General features: G+C 33.8%; 10 protein-coding genes. 4 read left to right on the plus strand and 6 right to left on the minus strand.

All coding sequences use genetic code 11. The features are described from left to right. Positions 1-210 precede the first annotated feature (210 nt). Positions 211-2664, minus strand: coding sequence for an endopeptidase La (gene lon / locus BKM63_RS18730; RefSeq protein WP_071638074.1), 2454 nt, complete (start codon positions 2662-2664; stop codon positions 211-213). A 237-nt stretch (positions 2665-2901) separates the two neighbouring features. Beyond that, positions 2902-3591, minus strand: a complete 690-nt coding sequence (locus BKM63_RS18735) for a hypothetical protein (protein ID WP_071638075.1) — start codon at positions 3589-3591, stop codon at positions 2902-2904. A gap of 171 nt (positions 3592-3762) precedes the next feature. On the opposite strand from BKM63_RS18735, the gene BKM63_RS18740 reads away from it, so the two are divergent. The 4 genes from BKM63_RS18740 to BKM63_RS18755 are packed head-to-tail and all read left to right on the plus strand — an operon-like array spanning position 3763 to position 6641. Continuing rightward, the gene (locus BKM63_RS18740) at positions 3763-4317 is read left to right on the plus strand and encodes an RNA polymerase sigma factor (RefSeq protein ID WP_071638076.1); all 555 of its coding nucleotides are present in this window, start codon (positions 3763-3765) and stop codon (positions 4315-4317) included. Continuing rightward, positions 4314-4850, plus strand: coding sequence for an anti-sigma factor (locus tag BKM63_RS18745; RefSeq protein ID WP_071638077.1), 537 nt, complete (start codon positions 4314-4316; stop codon positions 4848-4850). The genes BKM63_RS18740 and BKM63_RS18745 overlap by 4 nt, the downstream gene beginning before the upstream one ends. After that, a complete protein-coding gene (locus BKM63_RS18750) occupies positions 4834-5892 on the plus strand; it encodes a hypothetical protein (RefSeq protein ID WP_071638078.1) in 1059 nt (352 codons plus the stop codon). Before BKM63_RS18745 ends, BKM63_RS18750 begins: the two co-directional genes overlap by 17 nt. Before the next feature lie 20 nt (positions 5893-5912). Continuing rightward, positions 5913-6641 (plus strand): head GIN domain-containing protein, encoded by a 729-nt coding sequence (locus BKM63_RS18755; protein WP_071638079.1) that lies wholly within the window; start codon positions 5913-5915, stop codon positions 6639-6641. A gap of 87 nt (positions 6642-6728) precedes the next feature. Here the strand turns inward: BKM63_RS18755 and BKM63_RS18760 are convergent, their stop codons facing one another. From BKM63_RS18760 to glgB, 4 genes are all read right to left on the minus strand, one after another. Further along, positions 6729-8054, minus strand: a complete 1326-nt coding sequence (locus tag BKM63_RS18760) for an MFS transporter (RefSeq protein WP_071638080.1) — start codon at positions 8052-8054, stop codon at positions 6729-6731. Between the two features lie 153 nt (positions 8055-8207). Beyond that, positions 8208-9017, minus strand: a complete 810-nt coding sequence (locus BKM63_RS18765; protein ID WP_071638081.1) for a M48 family metallopeptidase — start codon at positions 9015-9017, stop codon at positions 8208-8210. 83 nt (positions 9018-9100) lie between these two features. Further along, positions 9101-11500, minus strand: coding sequence for a glycoside hydrolase family 31 protein (locus BKM63_RS18770; RefSeq protein ID WP_071638082.1), 2400 nt, complete (start codon positions 11498-11500; stop codon positions 9101-9103). Between the two features lie 199 nt (positions 11501-11699). Further along, positions 11700-13604: a 1,4-alpha-glucan branching protein GlgB gene (gene glgB, locus BKM63_RS18775; RefSeq protein WP_071638083.1), complete on the minus strand. Its 1905-nt coding sequence runs from the start codon at positions 13602-13604 to the stop codon at positions 11700-11702. Between the last annotated feature and the right edge of the window lie 28 nt (positions 13605-13632).

The following is a 13632-nucleotide window of genomic DNA, read 5'->3' on the forward strand; positions in this document are numbered from 1 at the left end:
GCTTTTGGGGCGAATCCTATATGGGAATAACGCAAATACAAAGATAAAATTATATAACTTAAAAAATAATTTTTATAATTAACTGCAAATCAAGTATTATGCCAAATTTCAAACTCAGTAATAGCGAGTTTTGGCATAAAAAAAATCCAAATCCCAGTCTTAAAACAGATTGGAATTTGGATTTAGTTATTGTAATCTAAAATTTGAAAATTATTTCAATGTTTTAGCATTTTTTACATTTTGATCTGTCAAAGCCAAAGCTAAAACCTCGCTCATTTCTTTTACATAATGAAAAGTAAGTCCTTCAAGGTATTCAGCTTTAATTTCGTCGATATCACTTTTGTTTTCATGACATAAAATGATTTCTTTAATACCAGCTCTTTTAGCTGCCAGGATTTTTTCTTTAATACCGCCAACTGGCAAAACTTTTCCACGTAAAGTAATTTCTCCCGTCATAGCAAGACTTTTCTTTACTTTCTTCTGTGTTAATAGAGAAACGAGAGAAGTAAGCATCGCAATACCGGCGCTTGGCCCGTCTTTTGGCGTTGCTCCTTCCGGAACGTGCAGGTGAATATTATATTTTTGAAATAATTCAATTCCTAAACCTAACTTTTTGGCATTGGCTTTAATATATTCAAGAGCAATCGTTGCTGATTCTTTCATTACATTTCCAAGATTTCCGGTAATGGTTAATGCACCTTTTCCTTCAGAAATTAAGGATTCTATAAACAAAATATCACCGCCAACACTTGTCCAGGCCAAGCCTGTTACAACTCCTGCAACGTCATTATTTTCGTATTTATCACGTTCTAGTCTCGGAACACCTAATACCTTTATGATATCTTCATCAGTAACTTTTTTATTGTACTCCTCTTCCATCGCAACAGCTTTTGCAGCATTACGAATAACCTGAGCAATTTTAGTTTCTAAATTACGAACACCAGATTCTCTTGTATATCCTTCAACAATTTTTTCTAATTGTTTTTTTCCAATGGTTAAATCTTTAGCTGTTAATCCGTGTGCTTCTAATTGTTTTGGAAATAAGTGTCTTTTAGCGATTTCTACTTTTTCTTCAATAGTATAGCCTGACATTTTAATCACTTCCATTCTGTCACGCAAAGCAGGCTGAATGGCTGCCATATTATTTGAAGTCGCAATAAACATTACTTTAGATAAATCGTATCCCATTTCAAGGAAATTATCATAAAAAGCATTGTTCTGCTCCGGATCTAAAACCTCTAGCAAGGCAGATGACGGATCGCCGCTGTTTCCATTTGATAATTTATCAATCTCGTCTAAAATAAAGACCGGATTAGATGTTCCTGCTTTCTTTAAACTTTGAATGATTCGGCCCGGCATAGCGCCTATGTATGTTTTTCTATGGCCGCGAATTTCTGCTTCGTCACGTAAACCACCTAATGAAATACGAACATATTCGCGTCCTAAAGCTTCTGCAACAGAACGGCCAATAGATGTTTTACCCACTCCCGGAGGCCCTGTCAAACATATAATTGGTGATTTCATGTCATTTCGCAATTTTAAAACTGCCAAATGTTCAATCATTCTTTTCTTTACTTCATCCAGACCAAAATGATCTTTATCTAATACTTTTTGAGCAAATTTTAAATCGAATTTATCTTTAGAATATTCACCCCAGGGCAATTCTAAAAATAACTCTAAATAATTGCGCTGAATTCCAAAATCCGGCGACTGCGGATTCATACGGCGCATTTTAGATAATTCTTTTTCAAAATGTTTCTGCGTTTTTTCGTCCCATTTTTTGGTTTTCGCCTTCTGCCCCATTTCGTCCATTTCTTCTTCCTGCGAAACACCTCCCAGTTCTTCCTGAATGGTTTTCATTTGCTGATGAAGAAAATATTCACGCTGCTGCTGATCAAGATCAAAACGAACTTTTGACTGAATGTCATTTTTCAATTCTAATTTCTGAAGCTCTACATTCATGTAGCGAAGCGTTTCTAAAGCGCGTTCTTTTAACCCATTTATCGATAAAAGTCCTTGTTTTTCTTTTACAGATAAATTCATATTTGAAGAAACGAAATTGATTAAAAACGATTGGCTTTCAATGTTTTTAATAGCAAAAGTTGCCTCAGATGGAATATTTGGACTTTCTTTAATTATTTGAATTGCCAGCTCTTTAACAGAATCCAGGATCGCTGTAAATTCGGTATCATTTTCGTCAGGACGTTCTTCTGAAACCTCTTTTATAGTGGCTGTCATATAAGGTTCTTCTAAAACTACTTCATCAATTTCGAAGCGTTTTTTTCCTTGCAGAATAACGGTAACATTTCCGTCAGGCATCTTTAAAACACGTAAAATACGTGCTACAGTACCTATTTTATGAATGTCATCTTTTGACGGATCTTCATCTTCTTCATTAATTTGAGAAACTACACCAATAATTTTTCCGCCGGCATTGGCATCATTAATTAGTTTAATTGATTTATCTCTTCCTGCAGAAATCGGAATTACAACTCCCGGGAACAAAACGGTATTTCGTAAAGGTAAAATTGGCAGAGAAACCGGAAGTTCCTCATTGTTCATTTCCTCTTCGTCTTCTGGAGTTAATAATGGAATTAATTCTGCTTCTGAATCAAATTCTTGAAGTGACAGATTGTCAATAGTGAGTATTTTATGATTTGACATAATAATATATAAGTCGTTTTGTCATTAAAAGTTTTATACTATCTGTAAATCGTTCCTTAAAAGCTATTGTTTCTAATAAGTGTTTAGTTTACAAGACAGGCCATAAAAATAGACAATCATTATGCCAAATGCAAAATAGTCAGGTTTGAAATTTAGATTTTTAATTTCTTTTGAAAAATTGCACCGCATAAAAAAAGCCGAAACTAATTTCGGCTTTTAAATCTTAAATCATTAAAATTAGTTCAGTTTATAAGAAACCAATTCAGAAGATGTATTCTCAAATCCAAACTTAATAATACCAACTCCTTTAGCAATCCAGTACTCCGCTTCATAGGAACCGGCAGATTCTCCTTCAAGCCAAGTTTCCAGTTTTAGTTTAAATCGGATAACATCTTTATAACTTACACCTTTTACGGTAAGAGTTAAGCCTTTCTCTACAATAATTCCTGTATATTTTGTACTTGTTTCAATAGTTCCTAAACCTGTGTACGTAGTTTCTTGCTCGTAACTTCCTGTCCAGGTTTTATTTGCATCTAGATAATCCTTAAAGAAAAGAAACTCATAACCACTGATTTTTCCGCTAAAACCATTAGCTGTAACGTTAATATCATCCAGTTTAATAAAATAATCTCCTTTTATTTTTTTAATATATGCCGAAGCTGAACCTGCAACCGGACTGGAAGATGATATAAGAAACTTATCAAACTTAAAATAAGTTTCTCCTTTTATATTTTCTGAACTTGTAATTTTCATGGTAGTTTCAGTACCGCCCCGGTTTAAAACCCATTGATTTCCAACTGCTGTAGGCCAATAATCTCCTTGCGCATCTGATGTTTGATCATCGCTTCCAGAATCACTTGAACATGATGTAATTAATGATGTTGACACAAATAATGTCATTAGCGCAAGGCTTTTTAGTTTTTTCATGGTTTAAATTTGTTAATTGGTTTATTGTAAGTAAATTTCTAACAAAAATAAATAGATCCGTTTATTTTACCTTACGGCTTTACGTAAACACAAAAAAATAAAAAAATATTTTATCAAAACTGTAACATCTTAAAAAAACCAAAGTCATTATATAAAACTAGCAACCATTACTTGAGTATAACTAATCAAAATATCGAAGAATTAATCGCACTTTGTAAAAACAACAATCAAAAGGCTCAATTCGAAATTTACAATCGCTATTCTAAAGCTATGTACAACGTAGCCTACAGGATTGTAAAAGACGAACATTTTGCACAAGACGTCATGCAGGAAAGTTTTTTGAAAGCGTTTACAAAAATTAACGATTACAGACAAGAAGTCGCGTTTGGTGCATGGCTTAAAAGAATCGTTATTAATTACAGTATTGATTTTTATAAAAAAAACAATGCTTTTCAGATGGAAGACCTGAACAAAACCCTTTTTAAAGTTGAAGAAAATGATTCAATCTTATCTGAAAGTATTGATTTGAATTCACTTAAAGTGAAACAAGTCTTAGATACTATTTCAGGCCTAAAAGATAACTATCGAATGGTTTTAACGCTCTTTTATATTGAAGGTTACGATCAGGAAGAAATCTGTGAAGTATTAAATATAAGCTATGCCAATTGCAGAACAACGCTGAGCAGAGCTAAAGAAAGTTTACGAAAAAAATTAGAGGATATATGAAAAAGGAAAATGACGAATTAGATCAATTATTTAACAAGTTTGAAAATCAATGGGATATTCATGAAATGGATCCGGATCACCAGGTTGATTTCTTAAACAAACTAAATAAAAAATCTCCAAGAAAAAAGAATTATGCCGGCTGGGCCATTGCTGCTTCTATAGCGGTGCTGTTAGGAATATCTCTATTTTACAATAATACCGAGAAACCTAAGGAATTCAAATTTGCTTCGCAGGAAACCAAACGCACAGATTCTATATTTAATATTTTGATTGAGAATGAGCTAGTTAAATTAAAAGAAAAAAGTTCTCCCGAAAACGAACAAATTATAAATGATGCATTGAAGCAAATGAAAGTCTTTGATGCCGATTATGAAAAAATCATTAAAGAGGTTCAAAAAAACGGTGAAAACAAGCAAATTATTTACGCTATGATAAGCAATCTGCAAACCAGAATTTCTTTTTTGCAAACGGTTTTACAGCGAATTGAAGAAAACGAAAACTTAAAAAACACGACTCATGAAAAAACATTATAATTTATTAATCTTATTTCTTTTGATTCCTTTATTGGGATTTTCAAATGATGATACTTATATAACAAAACAAAAAACAATCAAAAAAACATATATCGTAAACTCTAACGCCGGAATTGATATTGATAATAAATACGGAAACATCACTGTATCTACCTGGGACGAGGATAAAATTGATCTTGACATTACAATTAAAGTAAATGGTGCCAACGAAAACTGGGTAAACGAAAGGCTAAACAGCATTGATGTAGAAATTACAGCTTTAAAAAGCATGGTAACCGCTGTAACTTCACTTGGTAATTCTTCACTTAAAAGCAGAGGAAGCAATAACAGCTTCGAAATTAATTACATCATTAAAATCCCTAAAAATGGTTCTGTAAAACTAGTCAACAAGTATGGAAATATCTCAACGCTTAATCTGGAATCTACGACAGATATAAGCTGCCGCTACGGAAAAGTAAATCTTGCCAAATTAAACGGTTCGAGCAATAAAGTTGAAATTGCCTATTGTCAAAACTCAACAATTGACTATATCAAAAACGGAAATATAGAAGCGCGTTATTCTGGTCTAAAAATTAATGATTCAGGAAATTTAAATCTTGATGCAAGCTATACTGATGTTGTGCTGAATGACGGCCAAAACATAAAGTATGACTGTAACTATGGTAACTTAAAATTTCATAAAATAAATTCATTAACCGGATCTGGAAATTATTTAACGGTTTCAATTGCCGAGATTTTGAACAACTTTAATCTGGATACTAACTACAGCAAAATAAGCATTGGAACCATGAATGAAAAAGCAGGAAATATAAGCGTAAATGCTGGATATACTGATATTTCTATAGGATATAACCCTAATTATGCTTTTGATTTTGATATCTCAACCAGATATGCCAATATCAAACACGACAACAATTTGGATATTTCAGTTACTGAAAGCAAAAATAACTCCAAAAGAATAAGTGGTTTCTACAAGAAAAAAGGGCAGAACAAAGTAAATATCACAACTAATTACGGCAACGTATCAATATTAAAGAATTAATAACTTAAAAAAACCAAAAAATGAAAAAATCAATTCTATTTTTAATCTGCACTACTTTTTTAGTAATTTTTACAAGTAGTGCGCAAACATCTGAAAAAATAAAGGGAAATGGTAAAGTGGTGACCGAAACCCGTACAACAGGAGAATATGACGGTATCAAAATTGCAGGATCTTTTGATATAGACTTAGTGGCCGGAAAAGAAGGAAAAATTTCTATTAAAGGAGAGGAAAACCTTCTGGCGGTTATTAAAGTTGAAGTTGAAGAAAATAACCTTAAAATCTATGTAGAAAGAAACATAAATATTAGTACGAGCGCCGGTAATAGAATCCAAATCACAGTTCCTTTTGAAAAAATTTCTGAAGTAAGCCTGGCAGGTTCTGGAAATATTCAAACTAAAAATGTTATTAAATCTGATAAATTCACTGGCAAATTAGCGGGTTCCGGAAACTTTAATTTATCTCTTGATTCAAACGACGTTGAGCTTAATTTGAGCGGTTCAGGAAATGCACGCTTAAAAGGGACTGCAGATAATTTTACAGCTAAGCTAGCAGGTTCAGGTGGTATTGATGCTGCTGATTTAAAATCTAAAAACGTTACTGCAAATGTTTCGGGATCAGGAAACAGTAAAGTAAGCTGTAATGAAAGTTTAACAGCAAGAATCGCAGGTTCCGGCAACATTAAATACACAGGAAATCCTGAAAAACGCGATGTAAAAGTATCCGGATCAGGAAATATCACAAAAGTATAATGCCTAAAAAAAATATCACGAATTACAAAATATCATCAATCAAAACAATACAATGCAATTCGTGATACTATAAAGAAAGACGTTTCATTAATTTGGAACGTCTTTTTTATGTACTCTTCTTAAAAGGAAAATAGCCGTTACAAAGAAAACTGCTAAAATTACAATAGCAGCACGAGGACTGCCTGTAATTTGATCGATAATTCCGTAAACGCACATTCCTATTACAATTCCGATTTTTTCGGCAACGTCATAAAAGCTGAAAAACGAAGCTGTATCTTCGGTTTCAGGAAGTAATTTTGAGTAAGTCGATCTTGACAAAGCCTGAATACCTCCCATCACAAACCCGGCAACGGTGGCCATGACATAAAAATGTATAGGCAAAATAATGAAAAAAGCCAAGCACAAAAATATTGCCCAAATGATATTAATGACGATTAATGTTGGAATATTTCCCCATTTTGATGATGCTCTCGACGTTAAAACAGCTCCAATAACCGCTACTAATTGTATAATTAAAATGCAAATAATCAGTCCAATAGTACTTTCTTCTTTTGATGACCATTGAATTTCCTGTGCTCCAAAATAAGTAGCAACCAGCATTACGGTTTGTACAGCCATGCTCGAAACAAAAAAACCGCCTAAATAACGTTTTAATGGAATGTTTTTCTGCAATAAAGCCCAAACTTTTTTTAATTCCTTAAAGCCATTAAATATCACAGATCTTGTTAATTTCTGTCCCGTTTCTTTACTACCTTTTGGCAAATAATAATAAGTATACTGGCTGAATATAATCCACCAGACTCCCACCATTATAAAAGAATAACGCATAGCTTTCATTGCCGCTTCACCATCTGTTCCTGAGATTCCGAAAAGTTTTGGTTTCATAATCATCGCCAGATTGATAACCAGCAAAATAACACTTCCTATATATCCTAACGAATATCCTTTTGCACTAATTCTGTCCTGCTGTTCTTCAAAAGCAATATCCGGAAGATAAGAGTTATAAAAGACCAAACTTCCCCAATATCCTAATAAACCCAGAAAGTAAAATAATAATCCAGCATAAATATTATCAAGATCAAACCAGTATAATCCCATGCAGGACAAAGCACCCAGATAGCAGAAAAATTTCATGAAAGATTTTTTATTCCCAACATAATCTGCGATTCCGGATAAAAGCGGAGAAATGAAAGAAACTACTAAAAAAGCAAAAGCTGTTATAAAACTTATTAGAGCTGAATTTTTTAAATGAAGTCCGAAAACATCGATATAATGATCACGGTCAGAAAATAGTGCTTCGTAAAAAATTGGAAATACTGCCGATGCTATGGTAAGGGTATAAACTGAATTTGCCCAATCATAAAATGCCCAGGCGTTTAATAGTTTTTTATCTCCTTTTTGTAGGTTTTTCATTGAAATGATTTTGTTAATGCGGTACGAATTTATTCAATTTTTATGATAATCGAATAGAAATTTATTAATTCATATATTAATAAATTATAAAGGTTTAAAAAAAAAAAAAAGCTATTCGGATTGCGAATAGCTCTTTTTATATTTTAGATTTACTTATTTAATAATACCAACCTTTAATGCTGTCGCTTTTGCTTCTGGAATTAATGCCTTGATATTGGCAATTCTGGTTGCATCAGAAGGGTGTGTGCTCATAAACTCCGGCGTTGAGGCTCCCCCTGATTTTGCTGACATTCTGCTCCAAAAAGCAATAGCATCATCTGGATTATATCCTGCAATAGCCATTAAGGTTAAACCTATTTTGTCTGCTTCACTTTCATTACTTCTGCTAAATGGAAGCATTACTCCTACCTCAGAACCAATTCCGTAAGCCTGAGCAAATATTTGTTGTGTTGTCTCAGATTTTCCGCTAGTCGCCGCTCCTAAAGCTGCACCGCCAATTTGCTGTAATTGTGCCGCCGACATTCTTTGTGCACCATGATTGGCTAATGCGTGCGAAACTTCATGTCCCATTACAGTGGCTAACCCAGCTTCATCTTGTGTAATAGGTAAAATTCCCGAATACACTACAATTTTTCCTCCTGGCATACACCATGCATTAACCTCTTTATTATCAACTAATTTATATTCCCAGCGATAATCTTTTAAATATTGTGACTGTCCTAAAAAAGTTAAATATTTCTCTGCAGCAGCTTTAATTTTAAAACCTACAGTTTCTACACGTTTTGCATCTGCTGTTCCTGTAATCACTTTATTTTCAGAAATAAACTGACTGTACTGCTGGAAAGAAGATGGAAATAATTCACTATTCGAAACAAAATTTAAGTTTTGCTTCCCAGTAATTGGATTTGTCGCACAGGCTATTGCAAGCGCAGCAAAAATTCCTAAGAATAAATATTTTTTCATATTTTAAGCTATTTTAAAACAAAAATACAATTATTAAAAAATAATATTTTACACAATACGTCAAAAAAATATCAAAATTATGCTTATTCTCCAATAATGTGAAGTTCATTAAACTCTTTATCGACGATTAAAAAATTATTTAGTTCGAAACCAATTTTATCAAATTCAATTTTTTCATTGTCGATTTCAATTTCAGTTACTTTAAAAGGCAGTCCGATTAAATTAATCTTGTATTTGCTGTATGGTGTATCGTATTTTCCTTCTTTATGAAGCTGAATTATAAGTTCTTTTTCTTTTCCAATTGTTCTAAAAGATAAAAAGCTGTAACGTCCTTTTTTGTAATCGTAACCATCTTGAGCATCTTCATATACAACAGATTTTTCTTTTCCGTTTTTAAAATAAACATCAAGTGTAAGTTCATCAAACTCTAATTCGCCTACATACTGCTGCACGGGATATTTTGGAATAATAGCACCTGCTTTTACAAAAACCGGAATTTCATCAAATTTAGTATCAATCCAAATCTCTCGGCCGCCAACAAACAAATCATTTGTCCAGTAATTATACCATTCACCTCTAGGAATATACATACGTCTGCCTACTGCATTTGGTTCAAGAATTGGGCACACTAAAATCTGATTTCCAAAGATGAATTCATCATTGCGGTAATGTGTTTGTGTATCGTCCTGATCATAATAAACCAAAGGTTTTAACATAGGCAGTCCTTCTTCAATATATTGCCAAAACATGGTATACAAATAAGGCAATAATTGATAACGAAGACTGACAAATTTCCTGGTGATGTTGATTACTTCTTCATCAAAAGCCCAAGGCTCCTGGTTTCCGTGATCTCCGGAAGAATGCGTTCTACAAAACGGATGAAAAACGCCCAGCTGAATCCAGCGCGCATACAATTCGCCTGTTGGCTGCTCGGCAAATCCTCCAATATCAGAACCTGTAAATCCCATTCCGGAAATTGACATTCTCTGTACCTGAATATTAGCAATCCATAAATGTTCCCAAGTTGCGACGTTATCCCCTGTCCATGATGATGTATAACGCTGTGCTCCGGAATATGCTGATCTTGTAATAACAAATGGACGTTTAGGATACGTAAAACGTTTTACTCCATGGTAAGTTGCCCTTGCCATTTGTGTGCCGTATATATTATGGGCTTTTCTGTGACTGCAGGGATTTCCGTCGTAAACGTGTCGAACATCCATTGGGAAAGTTTTATTTGGAACCTCCATAACGGCTGGTTCATTCATATCGTTCCATACTCCTTTAACCCCAATATCTGCAACCAATTCTTTAAATAATCCGGCCCACCATTCTCTTACTACGGGATTTGTATAATCTGGAAAATTACATTCTCCCGGCCACACTTTACCTTTCATATAAGGTCCATCAGCTCTTTTGCAGAAATAATCTTTTTCTAAAGCTTCTTTATAAACCCAGTAATCTTTATCTATTTTAATTCCGGGATCAATGATTACAACTGTTTTAAAACCATCTTCGGCTAATTCAGCCACCATTCTCTTTGGATCTGGAAAATAATTCTTATTCCATGTAAAACATCGAAATCCCTCCATATAATCAATATCGAGATAAATGGCGTCACAGGGAATTTTAAGTTCTCTAAACCTGGATGTAATTTCTTTTACTTTACTCTCCGGATAATAACTCCATTTACATTGATGATATCCCAAAACCCAAAGCGGCGGTAATTCCGGTTTCCCGGTCAAATCAGTATATGTTGTCACGACATCCTGCATTTGCGGACCGTAAATGAAGTAATAATTCATTTCTCCGCCTTCAGCCCAAAAACTGGTGACATTTCGTCTTTCCTGACAAAAATCAAAGAAAGTTCTAAAAGTATTATCGAAAAAAATACCGTAAGATTGTTTGTTGTGTAAACCAATATAAAAAGGAACTACCTTATAAAGAGGATCTTGCTCTTTTTGATAAGCATATTGGTCTGTGGCAAAATTTTCTACTCTTTTGCCTTTTAAATTCATTTGTGTGGCTTTATCTCCAAGACCGTAATAACATTCTCCATCTTTAGAGAACTTGCTCATTTTTACGATATTGCCGCCATATTCATAGCTTTCCTCCCAATGAAAACCAAGTTCATCTTCCAGAATTAAAAAATCATTTAAATCGTAAATGGCAAGACGAAGATCTGCTTTTTGGATTTTACATATAACTTTACTGGTTCTTATCTGGAAATAGGTTTCTTCTTCTGTTAATTCAAGAAAATTATAACCGTGAAGCTGTGTTTTATCTATGGCATACGAAAAATCGTTACTGAAGTATCCTTTAGTCGTGAAGCGAAATCGAATTAAACTGTCTCGAAGTATAGTAACTTTTAAGATTACTTTGTTATCAGTATTAAAAAAAATCGAATCGCCTTCATGCTCATAAGAGACAATTTTTGATGGATATAAATCGCCCTTGTATTCTAATGATGTGTTTGTAATCATATCGCTAATGAATTAATTATATAACGCAAATGTCTATTCCAAACATACGAAAAAAGTTAGTAAAGCCCTATGAATAAAAGGTTTATTCACGAAAACGTTTTTTCTGAATAACTTTATATTTACACAGCCAAAAAACTGCAAATCGATAATTTATACTCGATAATTTAACAAAATGGCACTTTACTGTAATTGTCTATTTTTAAGAGAAAGAATAAACGGTAACACTTAAAGGAGGTAAAATTAATTCAACAGAATAATCACGACTATCATAAGATATTGATTCAACTTTTAATGATTTTCCATTTCCAACGCCTCCACCACCATAAATAACGGCATCACTATTAAAAATTTCTTCTAATTTTCCCTGCTTCGGAATTCCAATTCTATAATTCTCTCTGATAACCTGCGTAAAATTGCAAACCACAATTAGATTTTCATCTTGATTATTTCCTTTACGGATAAAAGATAAAACCGCATTTTGATGATCTGAATAGTTTATCCATTCAAAACCGTCTCCTGTAAATTGCTTTTCATACAATGCAGGATGTGCTTTATAAAGCTGATTTAAATCTGTTATCAATCTCTTTATTCCCGCATGAAAATCATACTGCAGCAAATGCCAGTCTAAACTTTGTTCGAAATTCCATTCGCTGGTTTGTCCAAATTCGGCTCCCATAAACAATAATTTTGTTCCCGGGTGAGTAAACATATAACCGTATAATAATCTCAAATTAGCAAATCGCTGCCATTCGTCGCCCGGCATTTTATAAATAAGAGATTTTTTTCCATATACTACTTCGTCGTGAGAAAACGGAAGCATAAAATTTTCGGTAAAAGCATAGGTCATTGAAAAAGTCAAATCATTCTGATGGTATTTTCGATAAACCGTTTCTTTTTGAAAGTATTTTAAAGTATCGTGCATCCAGCCCATCATCCATTTCATCCCGAAGCCTAAGCCACCTGTAAATGTTGGTCTTGATACCATAGGAAAAGAAGTACTTTCTTCTGCAATAGTCTGTACTCCATCAAAATTAGCATAGATTACTTCATTAAATTCTTTAAGAAAGCTTATACTGTCCAGATTTTCTCTTCCTCCAAAAATATTAGCTTCCCACTCCCCTTCATTTCTTGAATAGTCGAGATATAACATTGAGGCCACAGCGTCAACTCTTAATCCGTCAATATGATAATTCTGGAGCCAGAAAACGGCGTTGCTGATTAAAAAAGCACGGACTTCATTTCTTCCATAATTAAAAACCAAACTTTTCCAATCAGGATGATATCCTTTTCGGCGATCCGGATGCTCGTATAAATGGGAACCATCAAAATAACCCAAACCGTGTGCATCATCAGGAAAATGCGATGGAACCCAGTCGAGGATTACACCAATCCCTTCCTGATGCAGTTTATCAACCAAAACCATAAAATCCTGGGGTTTTCCAAAACGCGAAGTCGGCGCGAAGTATCCTGTGAGCTGATACCCCCAAGAAGGATCATAGGGATATTCCATAATAGGCATAAACTCTACATGTGTAAAACCGGTTTCTTTAACGTATTGAACCAAATCATCTGCCAGTTCTAAATAACTCAAAAAACGATTATGTTCCCCTCTTTTCCAAGATCCTAAATGAACTTCGTAAACTGAATAAGGTTTATCTAAAGCATTATATTGCTGGCGATGCTGCATCCAGTTTTCATCTTTCCACTTATAATCCAAATCCCAGACTACAGATGCTGTGTGAGGCGGTTTCTCGCAGTATAAAGCAAACGGATCTGCTTTTTCGGTTACAATTCCGTCAATATTCGATTGGATTTTATATTTATAAAGCGATCCTTTTGAAATCTCAGGAATAAATCCCTCCCAAATTCCCGAAGAATCCCAGCGAACATTTAGGAGATGTTCTCCTTGTTTCCAGTAATTAAAATCGCCTACAACTGAAACAGAATGTGCTGTAGGTGCCCAAACGGCAAAGTAAACCCCTTTAACTCCATTAACTTCAATTAAATGCGCTCCTAATTTTTCATATAATTTGAAGTGTTTTCCAGCTTTGAATAAATCTATATCAAAATCTGTAAATAGAGAATGTGTAATTACTTTTGTCATATTTGGTTTTTAAGGCAATAATTGAAAA

This window comes from Flavobacterium johnsoniae, from assembly GCF_001879205.1.
Classification (GTDB): domain Bacteria; phylum Bacteroidota; class Bacteroidia; order Flavobacteriales; family Flavobacteriaceae; genus Flavobacterium; species Flavobacterium johnsoniae_A.